Source organism: Mycobacterium sp. 050134 (genome assembly GCF_036409085.1).
Lineage (GTDB): Bacteria > Actinomycetota > Actinomycetes > Mycobacteriales > Mycobacteriaceae > Mycobacterium.
In genome coordinates this window covers 243,435-259,844 of the sequence record NZ_JAZGLV010000004.1, presented here as the reverse complement: position 1 = coordinate 259,844, position 16,410 = coordinate 243,435, and the positions used below count along the sequence as shown (strand labels likewise).

The 16,410-nt window shown below is 68.7% G+C and carries 17 protein-coding genes and 1 pseudogene; all 18 read right to left on the bottom strand.

All coding sequences use genetic code 11. The features are described 5' to 3' along the window. Nucleotides 1-15: 15 nt before the first annotated feature. The gene (nuoL, locus tag SKC42_RS06775; protein WP_330963515.1) at nt 16-1,914 is read right to left on the bottom strand and encodes an NADH-quinone oxidoreductase subunit L; all 1,899 of its coding nucleotides are present in this window, start codon (nt 1,912-1,914) and stop codon (nt 16-18) included. Nucleotides 1,915-1,924: 10 nt separating this feature from the next. Beyond that, nucleotides 1,925-2,224 carry an NADH-quinone oxidoreductase subunit NuoK gene (gene nuoK, locus SKC42_RS06770; protein WP_008259456.1) on the bottom strand — a complete coding sequence of 100 codons (300 nt, stop codon included), beginning with the start codon at nt 2,222-2,224 and terminating at the stop codon, nt 1,925-1,927. Continuing rightward, a complete protein-coding gene (locus SKC42_RS06765) occupies nt 2,221-3,024 on the bottom strand; it encodes an NADH-quinone oxidoreductase subunit J (RefSeq protein ID WP_330963601.1) in 804 nt (267 codons plus the stop codon). Before SKC42_RS06765 ends, nuoK begins: the two co-directional genes overlap by 4 nt. A gap of 20 nt (nt 3,025-3,044) precedes the next feature. Beyond that, entirely contained in the window at nt 3,045-3,590 is a 546-nt protein-coding gene (nuoI, locus tag SKC42_RS06760) for an NADH-quinone oxidoreductase subunit NuoI (protein ID WP_330963514.1), read from the bottom strand. After that, the gene (gene nuoH / locus SKC42_RS06755; RefSeq protein ID WP_330963513.1) at nt 3,583-4,836 is read right to left on the bottom strand and encodes an NADH-quinone oxidoreductase subunit NuoH; all 1,254 of its coding nucleotides are present in this window, start codon (nt 4,834-4,836) and stop codon (nt 3,583-3,585) included. Before nuoH ends, nuoI begins: the two co-directional genes overlap by 8 nt. Beyond that, nucleotides 4,833-7,250 carry an NADH-quinone oxidoreductase subunit G gene (locus SKC42_RS06750; RefSeq protein ID WP_330963512.1) on the bottom strand — a complete coding sequence of 806 codons (2,418 nt, stop codon included), beginning with the start codon at nt 7,248-7,250 and terminating at the stop codon, nt 4,833-4,835. The genes nuoH and SKC42_RS06750 overlap by 4 nt, the downstream gene beginning before the upstream one ends. Nucleotides 7,251-7,257: 7 nt before the next feature. Then, nucleotides 7,258-8,586 carry an NADH-quinone oxidoreductase subunit NuoF gene (gene nuoF, locus SKC42_RS06745; RefSeq protein WP_330963511.1) on the bottom strand — a complete coding sequence of 443 codons (1,329 nt, stop codon included), beginning with the start codon at nt 8,584-8,586 and terminating at the stop codon, nt 7,258-7,260. After that, nucleotides 8,583-9,407, bottom strand: coding sequence for an NADH-quinone oxidoreductase subunit NuoE (gene nuoE, locus SKC42_RS06740; RefSeq protein ID WP_330963510.1), 825 nt, complete (start codon nt 9,405-9,407; stop codon nt 8,583-8,585). The genes nuoF and nuoE overlap by 4 nt, the downstream gene beginning before the upstream one ends. Next, nucleotides 9,404-10,741: an NADH dehydrogenase (quinone) subunit D gene (nuoD, locus tag SKC42_RS06735; RefSeq protein ID WP_330963509.1), complete on the bottom strand. Its 1,338-nt coding sequence runs from the start codon at nt 10,739-10,741 to the stop codon at nt 9,404-9,406. Before nuoD ends, nuoE begins: the two co-directional genes overlap by 4 nt. Then, complete coding sequence (locus SKC42_RS06730) at nt 10,741-11,469, bottom strand: NADH-quinone oxidoreductase subunit C (RefSeq protein ID WP_330963508.1); 729 nt, start codon at nt 11,467-11,469, stop codon at nt 10,741-10,743. Before SKC42_RS06730 ends, nuoD begins: the two co-directional genes overlap by 1 nt. After that, on the bottom strand, nt 11,466-12,020 hold the full coding sequence (locus SKC42_RS06725) for a NuoB/complex I 20 kDa subunit family protein (RefSeq protein ID WP_085255144.1): 555 nt from the start codon (nt 12,018-12,020) through the stop codon (nt 11,466-11,468). The genes SKC42_RS06730 and SKC42_RS06725 overlap by 4 nt, the downstream gene beginning before the upstream one ends. A gap of 8 nt (nt 12,021-12,028) precedes the next feature. Beyond that, nucleotides 12,029-12,406: an NADH-quinone oxidoreductase subunit A gene (locus SKC42_RS06720; RefSeq protein WP_330963507.1), complete on the bottom strand. Its 378-nt coding sequence runs from the start codon at nt 12,404-12,406 to the stop codon at nt 12,029-12,031. 294 nt (nt 12,407-12,700) lie between these two features. After that, nucleotides 12,701-13,102: an Rv3143 family two-component system response regulator gene (locus tag SKC42_RS06715; protein WP_330963506.1), complete on the bottom strand. Its 402-nt coding sequence runs from the start codon at nt 13,100-13,102 to the stop codon at nt 12,701-12,703. 30 nt (nt 13,103-13,132) lie between these two features. Beyond that, complete coding sequence (locus SKC42_RS06710) at nt 13,133-13,669, bottom strand: YceI family protein (protein ID WP_330963505.1); 537 nt, start codon at nt 13,667-13,669, stop codon at nt 13,133-13,135. 29 nt (nt 13,670-13,698) lie between these two features. Then, nucleotides 13,699-13,821 (bottom strand): annotated as a pseudogene (locus tag SKC42_RS06705) (nuclear transport factor 2 family protein); the annotation flags it as partial. A gap of 3 nt (nt 13,822-13,824) precedes the next feature. Beyond that, nucleotides 13,825-14,172 carry a DUF6285 domain-containing protein gene (locus SKC42_RS06700; protein ID WP_330963504.1) on the bottom strand — a complete coding sequence of 116 codons (348 nt, stop codon included), beginning with the start codon at nt 14,170-14,172 and terminating at the stop codon, nt 13,825-13,827. Further along, nucleotides 14,169-15,167 carry a phosphotransferase family protein gene (locus SKC42_RS06695; protein ID WP_330963503.1) on the bottom strand — a complete coding sequence of 333 codons (999 nt, stop codon included), beginning with the start codon at nt 15,165-15,167 and terminating at the stop codon, nt 14,169-14,171. The genes SKC42_RS06700 and SKC42_RS06695 overlap by 4 nt, the downstream gene beginning before the upstream one ends. After that, nucleotides 15,164-16,402, bottom strand: a complete 1,239-nt coding sequence (locus SKC42_RS06690) for an acyl-CoA dehydrogenase family protein (protein WP_330963502.1) — start codon at nt 16,400-16,402, stop codon at nt 15,164-15,166. Before SKC42_RS06690 ends, SKC42_RS06695 begins: the two co-directional genes overlap by 4 nt. Nucleotides 16,403-16,410 lie beyond the last annotated feature (8 nt).

The window sequence follows — 16,410 nt, the reverse complement described above, 5'->3', positions numbered from 1 at the left end:
CGACAACGGCGCCGTTCACCACACCTTCACCGCCAGAATCAGGGCGATCACCAGGACCGCGCCCGCGAGCATCGACAGCGCGTAGTTACGCGCGAAGCCGGTCTGCAGGCCGCGCAGGCGGTTTGACATCCGGCTCACCAGGGCCGCCAGCGCGTTGACCGAGCCGTCCACGCCCGCGTTGTCGACCTCGACGAGCGCCTCGGTCAGCTGCGCACCCGGACGCATGAACACCTCTTCGTTGAAGGCGTCGCCGTACAGGTCGCGGCGCGCGGCCGTCGTCGCCGGGCTGACGGCGAGCGGGGCGACCCGCGGGATCGGCGCCGTGGCGTACATCCGATAGGCCACCGCGATGCCGACGGCGACCACTCCGAGCGCTACGACGGTGGTGACCCACGCCGGCAGCGTATGAGCGGCCTCCTCGTGCTTACCGACGACGGGTTCGAGCCAGCGCTGCAGGCTCCCTCCCCACCAGAACAGGAAACCGGAGAACACCGAGCCGAACGCCAGGATGATCATCGGCCACGCCATGGCGGCCGGCGCCTCGTGCGGGTGAGTGCCCGGGGCCCAACGCTTCTGGCCGAAGAAGGTCATCAGCATCACCCGCGTCATGTAGAAGGCGGTGACGCCGGCGCCGAGCAGCGCCGCTCCGCCCAGCACGTAACCCCTGGTGTCACCGGTGGACAGCGCCGCCTCGATGATCTTGTCCTTGGAGAAGAATCCCGCGAACGGCGGCACGCCGATGATCGCCAGGTAGCCCAGACCGAAGGTGGCGAAGGTGATCGGCAGGGCCTTGCGCAGGCCGCCGTAGCGGCGCATGTTCTGCTCCTCGTGCATCGCGTGGATGATCGAGCCCGAACCGAGGAACAGGCCCGCCTTGAAGAAGCCGTGCGTGAGCAGGTGCATGATCGCGAAGGCGTAACCCGCCGGGCCCAGGCCGGCGGCCAGCACCATGTAGCCGATCTGGCTCATCGTCGACGCCGCCAGCGCCCGCTTGATGTCGTCCTTCGCGCAACCTATGAAGGCACCGAACAGCAGGGTCACCGCACCGACGATGACCACGCCCAATTGCGCGTCGGGCGAGAGTTTGTACAGCGGGTTGGACCGCACGATCAGGTAGACACCGGCGGTCACCATGGTGGCGGCGTGGATCAACGCGGACACCGGGGTTGGGCCCTCCATCGCGTCCCCGAGCCAGGCCTGCAGCGGCACCTGCGCGGACTTGGCGCAGGCGCCCAGGAGCAGCAGCAATCCCATGGCCGTCAGCGCGCCCCGGCCGGCGGCGGGGGCGCCGGCGAACACCCCGGAGTAGGTCAGCGTGCCGAAGTTGGCGAACATGACGAACATCCCGACCGCCAGGCCGGCGTCACCCACCCGGTTCATCACGAACGCCTTCTTGGCGGCGGTGGCCGCGGACGGCTTGTGGTACCAGAACCCGATCAGCAGGTAGGACGCCAGGCCGACACCTTCCCAGCCCACGTAGAGCACCAGGTAGTTGTCGGCGACCACCAGCAGCAGCATCGAGGCCAGGAACAGGTTGAGGTAGCCAAAAAAACGACGGCGACCGGCGTCATCTTTCATGTAGGCGACCGAGTAGATGTGGATCAGCGACCCGACGCCGGTGATCAACAGCACGAAACACATGGACAGCTGGTCGATCTGCAACCCGAAGTCGACGCGCAACGCGCCGACGGGTATCCAGGTGAACAGCGTCTGGTGGATCGTCCGGTCGTCACCCGCCCGGCCGAGCAGGTCGGCCAGCAGCGTCGCGCCGACCCCGAACGATGCGAGCGCGGCAGCGCAGCCCAGCAGGTGCCCCCAGGCGTCGGTGCGCCGGCCGCCGAACAGCAGAATGACGGCACCGGCCAGAGGCAGTGCGACCAGCAGCCAGGTCAGATCAGTCCCAAAACTAGTCACTGTGGCGTTCTCAGCCTTTGAGTAGGTTCGCGTCGTCGACCGACGCCGATTTGCGGGCACGGAAGATCGTCATGATGATCGCCAGGCCGATGACGACCTCGCAGGCGGCGACCACCATCGTGAAGAACGCGATCATCTGCCCATCCAGGTGGCCGTGCATCCGCGCAAAGGTGACGAACGCCAGGTTGACGGCGTTGAGCATCAGCTCGACGCACATGAACATCACGATGGCGTTGCGGCGCAACAGCACTCCCGCAGCGCCGATGGTGAACAGCAGGGCCGACAGGTACAGGTAGTTGGCCGGGTTCACTGCGCGCCGCCCTTCACGGTCTCGGCCGGCTGTTCGCGGGCGGCCGGCCCTTCCCGACCGATCGCGCCCCCGGTGGGCCCCCTGCCCCGCAGGACCGAGGACACCGACAACTCCGAAAAGGACCCGTCCGGCAGCAGCGCGGCCACGTCGACGGCGTTGTGGCGTGCGTAGACACCGGGGTTCGGCAGCGGCGTCGCGTGCCCACCGGCCCGGAAGCGCTCCTGCGACAGCTCGCGCTGGGTCTTGCGGCGTTCGAAACGCTCACGGTGCGCCAGCACCATCGCCCCCACGGCCGCGGTGATGAGCAGCGCGCTGGTGAGCTCGAACGCCCACAGGTACCGGGAAAAGATCAGCGCGGCCAGGCCTTCGACGTTGCCGTTGGCGTTGGCGGCGGTCAGCCCGACGAAGCCGCCCGTCGCGACGTTGCCGAGCGCGGCCAGCAGCAGGATGCCGAATCCCACGCCCGCCACCACCGCGGCGACGCGCTGCCCGTGCAGCGTCTCCTTGAGCGATTCCGCGGAGTCGACGCCGATCAGCATCAGCACGAACAGGAACAGCATCATCACGGCGCCGGTGTAGACGACGACTTGCACGACGCCGAGGAACAGCGCGTCCTGGACCATGTAGAACACCGCCAGGATGATCATGGTCATCGCCAGGAACATGGCCGAGTACACGGCGTTGACCGCCAGCACCACACCGAGCGCGCCGGCCAGCGCGAGCGCGCCCAGCACCCAGAACGTGACCGCCTCGCCGGTGGAGGTGCGGACGAGGGCATCGGCGGCTGGGCTGGCGGCCAGGTTGGCGGCCAGGGACGTCGTCACCGCGGTTCTCCCGCGCCCTGCGGCTCGCGCAAGCCCTGTGCGGTGACGTTGCCCTGGTAGTAGTCCTTGTCGGTGGCGCCGGGCGCCCGGGGGTGCGGCGGCGCGGTCATGTCCGGCAGCAGCGGGGCGAGCAGCCGGTCCTTTTCGTAGATGAGGTCGGCGCGGTTGTCGTCGGCCATCTCGTAGATGTTGGTCATCGTCAGCGCGCGGGTGGGGCACGCCTCGATGCACAGGCCGCAGCCGATGCAGCGCAGGTAATTGATCTGGTACACCCGGCCGTAGCGTTCCCCGGGCGAGAAGCGTTGCTCTTCGGTGTTGTCGGCGCCCTCCACGTAGATGGCGTCCGCCGGGCAGGCCCAGGCGCACAGCTCGCAACCGATGCACTTCTCCAGGCCGTCCGGGTAGCGGTTGAGCTGGTGGCGCCCGTGGTAGCGCGGCGCGACCGGACCCGGCTTCTCCGGATACTCCTCGGTGACCCTCTTCTTGAACATCGAGCCGAGCGTGACGCCGAATCCGGCGACGGCGTCCAGGAACTTAGGCACGTGCTTTCTCCTTGCTCGCGTGCTTGCCCGGCAGCGGCGGGGTGGGGAATGCCGCCCCGGGGCTCACCGGGGTGGGCCGCTCGCCGTCCTTGCGGCGCAGCTGGCGGTCCATGGCGCGAATATCGGGCGCCGTCAACGGTTTTCGCAACAGCACCACCAGCGCCACGGTCACTACGAGGCTGCTGACCACTAGGACCGGCGTCCAGTGCTGGTACCCCTGGTTGCGCAGTGTGCGGATGACCGCGGCGATCAGCACCCACACCAGCGAGGCCGGGATCAGCAATTTCCAGCCCAGCGCCATGAACTGGTCATAGCGCAGGCGGGGCAGGCTGGCGCGCAGCCAGAAGTACACGAACAGGAAGGTCCACATCTTGGCGGTGAACCAGAGCACCGGCCACCACCCGGTGTTGGCCCCGGCCCACATGTTCAGCGGCCACGGCGCGTGCCAGCCGCCGAAGAACATCGCGGTGGCCAGCGACGAGACCGTCATCATGTTGACGTACTCGGCCAGCATGAACATCGCGAACTTCAGCGACGAGTATTCGGTGTGGAAGCCCGCGACGAGCTCGCCCTCGGCCTCGGGCAGGTCGAACGGCGCGCGGTTGGTCTCGCCGACCATCGAGATCAGGTAGATCAAGAACGACGGCAGCAGCAGGAACACGTACCAGACCCGGTCCTGCGCCCCAACGATTTCCGACGTCGACATGGAGCCGGCGTAGAGGAACACGGCCGCGAAGGACAACCCCATCGCGACCTCGTAGGAGATGACCTGGGCGGTGGAGCGTACCCCGCCCAGCAGCGGGTAGGTGGATCCCGACGCCCAGCCGCCGAGCACGATGCCGTACACGCCGACGGCCGAGAGCCCCAGGATGAACAAGACCGCGACCGGCAGGTCGGTCAGCTGCAGGGGCGTGTGGTAGCCGAACACCGACACCACCGGTCCGAACGGGATGAACGCGAAGGCGGTGAACGCGGGGATCACCGAGAAACAGGGGGCCGCGAAGTACACGAACTTGTCGACGCCGCCGGGGGTGATGCTCTCTTTGAGCGCGAGCTTGATCCCGTCGGCGAGGCTCTGCAGGGTGCCCCACGGACCCACGCGGTTGGGGCCGGGCCGCAGCTGCATCCAGCCCAGGATCTTGCGCTCGGCCAGGATCGCGACCAGCACGTTGAGCATGAGGAACACGAAGACGGCGAGCGCCTTGCCCAGCACCAGCCACCAGGGGTCGTGTCCGAAGGCGGTCATGAGTTCACTCCGATTCGCACGATCTGCCCGACGGTGACGCCGAGTTGCCGGTGCACGGCCGAGCCGGGCGAATTCAGCGGGAGCCAGATGACCCGGTCGGGCATGTCGGTGACCGCCAACGGCAGCGTGATCGATCCCCGCGACGTGCTGACGGTGACCTCGCCGCCGCCGTCGGCCGCGCCGATCTCGGCGGCCGTGTCGGCCGACAGCCGCGCCACGGCGGCGCGGGCGGTGCCGGCCAGGTGCGGTTCACCGTCCTGCAGCCGCCCGTTGTCCAGCAGCAGCCGCCAACCGGTCAACACGGCCTCACCCGTCCCGGGCTTCGCAGGTTCCGGCGCGTCGAGCCCCGGGCTCGCGGCGCGCGCGCCGTCCCAGGTGCCCAGCCCGGCCAGCTCGCGGCGGGCTTCGTCGACGGTGCTCGTGCCCAGGTAGACACCCATCTCCGCGGCCAGCGCGTCGAGCACCTGATGATCGGACTGGCCGGCCTGCTGGGTGGTGCCGCGCAGTGCGGGCTCGAACGGCCGGAAACGACCCTCCCAGTTGACGAACGCGCCGGCCTTCTGGGTGGTCGGCGCGACCGGGAAGACGACGTCGGCGCGCTCGGTCACGGCGCTGTGCCGCAGCTCCAGGCTGACCACGAATCGGGCGGCGTCCAGCGCGGCCAGGACCGCGTCCGGGTCGGGGAAGTCGTCGGGTTCCACGCCGCCAACCAGCAGCGCCCCGAGCGTTCCGTCGGCGGCCGCGGCCAGAATGCCGTCGGCGTCACGGCCGTCGGCCGAAGGCAGTTCGGAGACGTGCCACGCCGCGGCCATCTGGGTGCGGGCATCGTTGTCGTCGAGCGGGCGGCCCCCGGGCAGCAGGCCGGGCACCGCCCCGGCCTCCAGCGCGCCGCGTTCACCGGCCCGGCGCGGCACCCAGGCCAGCCGGGCGCCGGTGGCGTCGGCGAGCCGGGCGGCGGCGGACAACCCGCCGGGCACCGTCGCCAGCCGCTCGCCGACCATGATCACCGCGCCGGGTTTGCCGAGCAGCGCGCCCAGGTCGCCGGTGGCCAGCCCGTCCAGGGCCGACGCTTCGGCGCCGGGAGCGGTCTCGATCAACCGTCCGGCCATCTTCACCAGCGCCCGGGTGGCGAACGGCGCGATGGCGTACACCGGCAACCCGCGTTTGCGGGCCGCCTTGCGCAGGCGCAGGAACACGATGGGCGACTCGTCCTCCGGCTCGAAGCCGACCAGCACCACCACCGGTGCCGATTCCAGGTCGGCGTAACCGACGTCACGCCGGCCGGCGATGCGCGACGCCAGGAACGCCGCCTCCTCGGCCGAGCTCGGGCGCGCACGGAAGTCGATGTCGTTGCTGTCCAGGACGATTCGGGCGAACTTGGAGTAGGCGTAGGCGTCTTCCAGGGTCGCGCGGCCGCCGACCAGCACGCCCGTGCGCCCGCGGGCCGCCTCGAGGCCCCGGATCGCCGTCGTCATCGCGAGCGACCAGGACGCGGGCACCAGCGACCCGCCGGCGTCGCGGATCAGGGGAGTGGTGATCACGTCGGGCTGCGTCGCGTACGTGAAGGCCCACCGGCCCTTGTCGCAGTTCCACTCCTCGTTGACCTCGGGGTCGTCCCCGGCGAGCCGACGCAGCACCTTGCCGCGGCGGTGGTCGGTGCGTTGGGCGCAGCCCGAGGCGCAGTGCTCGCACACGCTCGGGCTGGAGACCAGGTCAAACGGGCGGGCGCGGAAGCGGTAGGCGGTTCCCGTGAGCGCGCCGACCGGGCAGATCTGCACCGTATTGCCCGAAAAGTAGGAATCGAACGGCTCGTTGGCGTAGATGCCGACCTGCTGCAGGGCGCCGCGCTCCTGCATGTCGATGAACGGGTCGCCGGCGATCTGCTCGGAGAACCGGGTGCAGCGGGCGCACAGGATGCAGCGCTCACGGTCGAGTAGCACCTGCGAGGAGATGTTGATCGGCTTGGCGAAGGTGCGTTTGACGTCGGTAAAACGGGAATCGGTGCGCCCGTTGGACATTGCCTGGTTCTGCAGCGGGCACTCGCCGCCCTTGTCGCACATCGGGCAGTCCAGCGGATGGTTGATCAGCAGCAGTTCCATCACGCCGTGCTGGGCCTTGTCGGCCGCCTCGGACGTCAGCTGGGTGCGCACCACCATGTCGTCGGTCGCGACCGTCGTGCACGACGCCATCGGCTTGCGCTGACCCTCGACCTCGACCAGGCACTGGCGGCATGCGCCGACCGGATCCAGCAGGGGATGGTCGCAGAACCGCGGGATCTGGATGCCCATCAACTCCGCGGCGCGGATCACCAATGTGCCCTTGGGCACGCTGATTTCGTTGCCGTCGATGGTCAGCGTCACCATGTCCGGCGGGCGCACCTCGTCACCGGTGTCCGTCTTCGCCGCCTGAGTCATTAAAGCGTCATGCCCTTCCGTTCGGCGTCAGCATGGAGTCCCTTGGGTCGAACGGGCAGCCGCCGCCCTCGACGTGGGCGACGTATTCGTCGCGGAAGTATTTGATCGACGACATCACCGGGCTGGCGGCGCCGTCGCCCAACGCGCAGAACGACTTTCCGAGGATGGTGTCGGAGATGTCCAGCAGCTTGCCGATGTCCTCGCTGGTGCCCTCGCCGGTTTCCAGCCGCGTGTAGATCTGGTCCAGCCAGAAGGTGCCCTCCCGGCACGGCGTGCACTTCCCACACGATTCGTGCTTGTAGAAGTAGGTCCAACGGCGTACGGCACGCACCACGCAGGTGGTCTCGTCGAAGATCTCCAGTGCCTTGGTGCCCAGCATCGATCCGACCCCGCCGACGCCCTCGTAATCCAGTGGCACGTCCAGGTGTTCGTCGGTGAGCAGCGGGGTCGACGACCCGCCCGGCGTCCAGAACTTGAGCCGGTGCCCAGCCCGCACACCGCCGGCGTAGTCGAGCAGCTCGCGCAGCGTGATCCCCAGCGGGGCCTCGTACTGTCCGGGCCGGGTGACGTGCCCGGACAGCGAATACAGCGTGAAGCCAGGCGATTTCTCGCTGCCCATGGACCGGAACCAGTCGACGCCGTTGAGGATGATCGACGGGACACTGGCGATCGTCTCGACGTTGTTGATCACCGTGGGGCACCCGTACAGGCCGGCCACCGCGGGGAACGGCGGCCGCAGCCGTGGCTGGCCGCGGCGGCCCTCGAGCGAGTCCAGCAGCGCGGTCTCCTCGCCGCAGATGTAGGCGCCCGCGCCGGCGTGCACCACCAGCTCCAGGTCGAAGCCCGAACCGTTGATGTCGCGGCCCAGATACCCGGCGGCATAGGCCTCGGCGACCGCGTTCTGCAGGCGGCGCAGCACCGGCAGCACCTCACCGCGCACATAGATGAAGGCGTGGCTGGCGCGGATCGCGTAGGAGGCGATGATGACGCCCTCGACGAGCACGTGCGGCGTCGAAAGCATCAGCGGAATGTCTTTGCACGTGCCGGGTTCCGACTCGTCGGCGTTGACCACCAGGTAGTGCGGCTTGGCGGCCGCGCCGCTGCCGCCCTGCGGGATGAACGACCATTTGGTCCCGGTCGAGAAGCCCGCGCCGCCGCGCCCGCGCAACCCGGAGTCCTTGACGGTGGCGATCACGTCGTCCGGCTCCATCGCCAGGGCCTTCTTCATCGCCTCGTAGCCGCCGTGGCGGTGATAGGTCTGCAGCGTCCACGACTCCGGGTCGTCCCAGAACCGGCTGATGACCGGCGTCAAAGGCGTTGCCTCGGAAGACGTCATCGCTCATCCTCCCCGGAGCTCTGGCCAGGCGCGGGCGCCTGCATGCCCTGCTCCTTGGCAACCTTCAGGCCGGCCAGGGTGGCGGCACCGGCGCCGCCCTGCCCCTGGTCGGGGCGCTCGTCGGGCAGGCCCGCCAGAATGCGGGAGGTCTCGCGGAAGCTGCACAGGGGGGCGCCGCGGGTGGGCGGCTTCGGGTCGCCGTTGCGCAGGGAGTCGACGAGTTCGCGCGCGGATTCCGGCGTCTGGTTGTCGAAGAATTCCCAGTTGACCATGACGACCGGCGCGTAGTCGCAGGCGGCGTTGCACTCGATGTGCTGCAGGGTGACCGAGCCGTCGGCGGTGGTCTCGTCGTTGCCGATGCCCAGGTGCTCCTTGAGCTCGTCGAAGATGGCGTCGCCGCCCATCACGGCGCACAACGTGTTCGTGCACACCCCGACGAAGTAGTTGCCAGTGGGTCCGCGCCGGTACATGGTGTAGAAGCTGGCGACCGCCGACACTTCGGCCCCGGTGAGGCCGAGCTGCTCGCCGCAGAACTCCAGGCCGGCCGGGGTGAGGTAGGAATCCTCCGACTGCACCAGGTGCAGCAGCGGCAACAACGCCGAGCGCTTGTTGGGGTAGCGGCCGATGATCTCCTTGGCGTCGACCTCGAGGCGGGCCCGCACCTCCGCTGAATACGACTGCGGCGCACCCTCGGTGACGAACGCGTTGGGCTCCTCGGGCGGCGGCCCGAGCCGGATGAAGACCGGCTCGCCCTGCGGGCCCGTCCCCGCTTGACGATCCGACCGCTCGGCGGGTGGTGAGGACTCGGGCAGTTCGATCATCGGTCGACTCCGCCCATGACCGGGTCGATGCTGGCGACGGCGGTGATCAGGTCGGCGACCAGGCCGCCCTCGCACATCGCGGCGACCGACTGCAGATTGGTGAACGACGGGTCCCGGTAGTGCACCCGGTAGGGGCGGGTGCCGCCGTCGCTGACCATGTGCACGCCGAGTTCACCGCGCGGCGATTCGACCGCGGTGTAGACCTGGCCCGCCGGAACCCGGATGCCCTCGGTGACGAGCTTGAAGTGATGGATCAGCGCCTCCATCGAGCTGCCCATGATCTTGGCGATGTGTTCCGGCGAGTTGCCCATGCCGTCGGGACCCACCTTCAGGTCGGCAGGCCATGCGATCTTGCGGTCATCCACCATGATCGGGCCGGGCTTCAGCTTGTCCAGACACTGCTCGACGATCTTGACCGACTCCCACATCTCGTTGACGCGAATCATGTAGCGGCCGTAAGCATCACACGTGTCGGCGGTCATCACGTCGAATTCGTAGTTTTCGTAGCCGCAGTACGGCTCGCTCTTGCGCAGGTCGTGGGGCAGCCCGGTGGCCCGCAGGATCGGACCGGTGATGCCCAGGGCCATGCAGCCGGTCAGGTCGAGGTAGCCGACGTCGCAGGTGCGGGCCTTCCAGATGGCGTTTTCGTTGAGCAGCTCGCCCATTTCGCGCAGCACCTGGCGCAGCGGCTTGAGCGCCTCGGCGATGTCCTTCTCGGCGCCCTGCGGCAGGTCCTGCGCGACGCCCCCGGGCCGGATGTAGGCGCTGTTCATCCGCAGGCCGGAGATCTTCTCGAAGAGGGTCAGTACGATCTCGCGGCCGCGGAAGCCCACGAACATCGGCGTCATCGCGCCCAGCTCCATGCCGCCGGTCGCCAGCGCGACCAGGTGCGAGGAAATCCGGTTGAGCTCCATCATCATCACGCGGATGACGTTGACCCGCTCCGGGATCTGGTCGGTGATGCCGAGCAGCTTCTCGACGCCGAGGCAGTAGGCGGTCTCGTTGAAAAACGGTGACAGGTAATCCATCCGGGTCACGAATGTGACGCCCTGGGTCCAGTAGCGGTATTCGAGGTTCTTCTCGATCCCGGTGTGCAGGTAGCCGATACCGCAGCGCACCTCGGTGACGGTCTCGCCCTCGATTTCCAGGATCAGCCGCAGCACCCCGTGGGTGGATGGGTGCTGCGGACCCATGTTGACGACGATGCGCTCGCCCGGGTCCGCGCCGCGGGCGGCCTCGACGATGTGGTCCCAGTCCTGGCCGCCGGCGACCAGCACGGTCTCTGGGCTCTCTGAGGCGCCACCGTCGCGCGCCGAGTCCGTGATAGTGCTCATCAGTTGTACGCTCTCCGCTCGTCGGGCGGGGGTATCTGCGCCCCTTTGTACTCGACGGGGATGCCGCCGAGGGGGTAGTCCTTGCGTTGCGGGTGGCCGTGCCAGTCGTCGGGCATCTCGATGCGGGTCAGCGACGGGTGGCCGTCGAAGATGATGCCGAAGAAGTCGTAGGTCTCCCGCTCGTGCCAGTCGTTGGTGGGGTAGACCGCGAACAGCGACGGGATGTGCGGATCGCTGTCCGGCGCAGTCACTTCCAAACGCACCCGGCGGTTGTGCGTGATCGATTGCAGCGGGTAGACGGCGTGCAGTTCGCGGCCGGTCTCGTGCGGGTAGTGCACCCCGCTGACGCCCAGGCACATCTCGAAGCGCAGCTCGGGCTCGTCGCGGAGGCGCTGGGCCACCGCCACCAGCTGGTCGCGGCACACGTGCAGCGTGAGCTCGTCGCGGTACACCACCACTTTCTCGATGGCATCGGTGAATTCGACGTCACTGGCCTGCAGGGCGTCGGCCAGCCGATCCACCACGTCGTCGAAGTAACCGCCGTAGGGTCGCGGCGAGCTACCCGGCAGGGTGATCTCGCGCACCAGCCGTCCGTAGCCGGTGGTGTCGCCGGTGCCGTTGATGCCGAACATCCCGCGGCGCACGTTGATCACTTCTTCGTCGGCGCCCGGTGGCGTCCCGCCCACCTCGCTGGCGGCACGCGTCGGGTCGGAGCTTGGCGAGCTCATCGCAGCAGTCCGCGCATCTCGATGGTGGGCCGGGCGCCCAGCGCCGCCTCCTCGGCTTCGGCGATGGCCTGCTCGCGGTTGACGCCCAGGGGCATCTCCTGAATCTTCTCGTGCAACTTGAGGATTGCGTACAGCAGCATCTCGGGCCGCGGCGGGCACCCGGGCAGGTAGATGTCCACCGGCACCACGTGGTCGACACCCTGCACGATCGCGTAGTTGTTGAACATGCCGCCCGACGACGCGCACACGCCCATGGCCAGCACCCACTTCGGTTCGGCCATCTGGTCGTAGATCTGGCGCAGCACCGGGGCCATTTTCTGGCTGACCCGCCCGGCGACGATCATCAGATCGGCCTGGCGGGGCGTCGCCGAGAATCGTTCCATGCCGAACCGCGCGAGGTCGAATCTTGGCCCCGCCGTTGCCATCATCTCGATCGCGCAACAGGCCAGCCCGAATGTCGCCGGCCAGAGCGAGTTCTTGCGGACATAGCCCGCGACCTTCTCGACCGTTCCCAGCAGGATCCCGCCGGGAAGCTGTTCCTCGAGGCCCACGTCTTACCTCAATCCCACGTCAGGCCGCCGCGGCGCCACACATAGGCGTAGGCCACGAAAACCGTGAGCATGAACACCACCATTTCGACCAACGCGAACGTGCCCAGCGCGTCGTAACTGACCGCCCACGGATACAGGAACACAATTTCGATGTCGAAGACGATAAACAACATTGCGGTTAGGTAATACTTGATCGGAAACCGCTGACCGCTGGCCGCCTGCGGGCCGCTGACCGGAGATTCGGTGGGCTCGATCCCGCACTCGTAAGCCTCGAGTTTGGACCGGTTGTAGCGCGACGGGCCGACGAGGCTGGCGATCGCGACCGATCCGACGGCAAACGCCGCTGCTATCGCTCCCAGTACCAGGATGGGTATGTAGACGTTCAACTCGCTCCATGATCCGTCGTACGGGCCGCTTGGGGCGGCCGGGCGGTGGCCGGGCTGCTGTGACGCACTGGGGCTTCAGTACCTCGCAGTGATATTCAACATAGCGTCGCGACGCCCGGCGCGTTGGGTGGGGGTCGGGCTATTCGCCAGTTTTTTGTGTCGGCGCAACCGCGCGGGGATCGCGGTCGGGGGCTTGCCCGCGCGCAAGGGCGCGCCAAGGGAGCGGCTTCAAGTCGATGGCTGCGGTATCACCGCAGGTGAGAGCGGCGCGGGCGGTGATTGCCCGGCCGTCGATCAGCGCGTGGGGGTGCGCAGCAGGCCCAGCACCGTGCGGCCCAGCACGATGGGGTCCAGCGGATGCGGCACGGCGGCCTCGGCCCGCGACCAGCTGGCCAGCCAAGCGTCGTCCGGGCGGCCGGTCAAAACCACCACCGGCGGGCAGGTGTCGAGTTCGTCTTTGAGCTGTTTGGCGATTCCCATGCCGCCGGTGGGCGTGGCCTCCCCGTCCAGGATGGCCAGGTCGATGCCGCCCTCGTCCATCGTGCGGATCACCATCGGACCGGTCGCCACCTCGACGTAGGTCAGCTCGGGCAGGTCAGGGTGCAGTTGGGTGCCCAGTGCCCGCATCACGTCCGCACGAGTTTTGGCATTGTCGCTGTAGACGAGGATCCGCAGGGCAGCGCTGGAGTCGGACACGGTGCAGATCGTACTGGTGCCGCGGCGCGCTTACCGGGGTGACCGCACGAAGACGGCTTCGGCGGTTGCCGTGGCCGTCGCGCCGATCATGCCGAGCATGTTTTTGCCGAGGTCGAATTGGGCTCGGTCCACCTTCGCCTGGCCGGAGACCCGGATCGAGCCGTCGTCGAGCTCGGTGATGGTGGCGGGGAGCGGCAGTGCAGCGGTGACGCCCTTGATCGTGAAGGTCGCCCGCAGGTCCGCCGCCCTGCCCTGCGTCGGTTCGACCGCGGTCACGACGACGCTGATGGTGGGGAAGCGCCCGACGTCGAAGAAGTCCGCGCTGCGCAGGTGCTCGTCGCGGCGGCCGATGCCGGTGTTCAGCGAGGCGGCGCGGATGTCGACGCGCCCGAACGCCGAGCCCGCACCGGTGAGCTGGCCGTCGCCGTCGAACTCGGTGAACCGGCCTTTGACGTTCACCAGCCCCCACATGTTCCTGATCTTGAACGTGATGGCCGACCGGTCGGGAACGAGCTTCCACACGCCCGCCATGTCGGGATCGCTCAGCAGCGTCTCCAGAGTCGTCATGACACCCCCGTTCCCTGGTGAATCTAATGTCAGTCGAGCAGCGGCGCGATCTCAGCGGGATCGAAGTACTCGTCGATCCGGGTGACCAGGCCGTCGGAGCCCACCTTGGTCACGATGCAGACCCGCATCGAGATCGATTGGCCGGCACGGCCCGGCTATTCGGTTTCTTCCGTGTCGTATCCGGGATGGGCGACTGCCAGCCGTCGCTGCACCAGCGTTCGCAGGCAGGCGGTCACCTCGTCGGCGCGCTCGTCGAGGTCGCCGGCGCGGATCGCGGCGGCCAGCTCCTCCTCGTCCGCGAAGCCCAAGTCGGCCAGCGCTGTCCGGGACTCCTCCTCGCTCTCGTCGAGCAGCTCGCGCTCGACGATCCGCAGCGCGTTCGCGGCCACCCTGGCGTGGAAGTTGACCCGCCCGCTGGTCGCCGCGCGGACATCGGTCTCGAGGAACTCGGCGACCGCGGCCACCAGCTCGGCGGCCAGCGGGCGGCCATACGCGCCGATCACGGCCGGACCTCCTCGAGCAGGTCGAGCAGGTCCCATTCGGTCTCGCAGACGCGCCGGCCGATCGTGGCCAATTCCACCGAACGGAATTGACCGCTGAGGTGCCGCTCGGCCTGGTACCGGCAGATGACGCCCCAGCGCAGGGTGGCCAGCACCAGCCACCAGTGGAACGTCATCCGGTCGACGCTAGTCCCCGCGGCCTGCTCATAGCTCCGCAGGAAGCTCTCGATGCTGCCGAGGCCCCCGGCGCCCAGGCTGGACGGCGCGCCGAACCGCCACGCCCGGATGCAGAACCAGGCGAGGTCTTCGTAGGCCTGGCCGGCATGTACCAACTCCCAGTCGAGGACGGCGGCCAGGTCGGGCCCGTCGACGATCAGGTTGCCCATCCGGAAGTCACCGTGCACCAGGACGGTCGACGACGGGGCGGGCTGGTGGGCCTCGAGCCAGCGGAACGCCCACTCGAAGGTGGCGGTGGTGTCGCCCATGGCGTCGAGTCGCTCGCGCCATTGCTGCAGCTGGTCCTCGTGGGTCAGCCCCGGCAGCCGCGACCCGTCCGCATCGGCCCGGTGAATGCGGGCGAGGGCCTGCGCGCACTGCCGCAGCAGCCCCGCGCGGGCGGCCTGTCCGCCGGCGGCGTCGAGTTGTCGCTGGATGCGCCGGACGATGGTCTCACCCGCGATCGCGTCGCAGATCAGGAACGGATTGCCAAGCGCGGCAGGCGAATTCGTTGCCGTGAGGATGTGGGGCACCGGCGCCCCGGCGGCCGCCGCGGCGGCCTGTGCCCGGGCCTCGAGCTCCATGCCGGCGTGCACGTCGTCGGGTGGCCCGATGCGCAGGATGAGCGGCCGGCGCCGCTGACCGGTGACGGCGTCGAACGCCCACGTCGTCCGGCTGGCGCCTCCGGTAAGTGAGCGCAGGCTCTCGATCGTGACGCCGGCGCCCAGGGTCGGCTCGAGAACCTGGGCAAGCCTGCCGGAAAGTTCGTCGGTGGCCGTCACCGCTTGCCGAACCCGAACAGCCGCTGGGCCACCCGGCGGATCTGGATCTCCTCGGCGCCCTCAGTGATTCGGTAGCGGCGGTGGTGGCGGTAGATGTGTTCGAACGGCTCGTGGCGGCTGTAGCCGAGTCCGCCGAAGATCTGCATGGCGCGGTCGGCGGCGTCGCAGACCAGCCGGTTGGCGCGGTAATTGGCCATCGACACCTTGTCGGAGACCTCCATGTGGTGGTTGCGGTCGAGGTGCCAGGCGGCGTACTGAACCAGCAGGCGCACCATCTGGGCCTCGGTATGCAGCTCGACCAGCGGCCATTGCACGGCCTGGTTCACCGAGAGCGGCTCGCCGAACACGGTGCGCCGGCCCGCGTAGTCGGCCGCCCGGTCGATGCAGTACTGGGCGGCGCCCAGGCTGCTGGCCGCCTGCCGAATCCTGTTCTCGTGCAAGAAGGTCTGCGCGACCTCCAGGCCGCGGTCCACCTCGCCGAGCACCGCGTCGGCCGGCACCCGCACGTCGGTCAACGCGACCTCGCCGTGGTCGGTGGGCATGTTGAAGGTCCACCAGTAGTACGGGACGGTGAACCCGGGCGCGTCGGTGGGCACCAGGAAGGCGGTGATGCCGCGGGCCTGCCCCGGCTCGCCGGAGGTGCGCGCGAAGACCAGGTCGTGGGTGGCGCGGTGCACGCCGGTGTTCCATCGCTTGGCGCCGTTGATCACCCAGCCATGCCTGTCGGGCTCGGCGCGGGTTTCCAGCCAGGTGGCGTCCGAGCCGTGCTGCGGCTCGGACAGGCCGAACGCCATGGAGCGTTCGCCGGTGATCAGCGCCTCGGACCAAGCCCGGCGTTGCTCGTCGGTGCCGAAGCGCTCCATCATGATCACCTGTGGGAAGTTGCCCACGATCGATGATTCGTTCTGCAGATCGTTGTGCAGCCCAAGGCCCTTGTGTGCCAGATGTTCCCGGATCACGGCCATGTCGACGTTGCTGCCGTCGCGGCCGCCCAGCGCCGCCGGCAGCCCATAACGCAGCCAACCCGCCTTATCCGCTCGCCGGCGCATCTCGGCGAGCAGCTCCTCCCACTCCCGCGTCGGGATGCCGTCGTTGTCCCAGTCGGTGCGGGCGTGTTCGCGCCGCTTGTCGAAATACTGGATGTGCTCGCGTTCCAGCGGCTTGATCTCGGCCTCGATGAACGCGTCCATCTCGGCGAGCACCCCCGGAAGGTGCTCGGGAAGCGTGAAATCCATGTCTGACT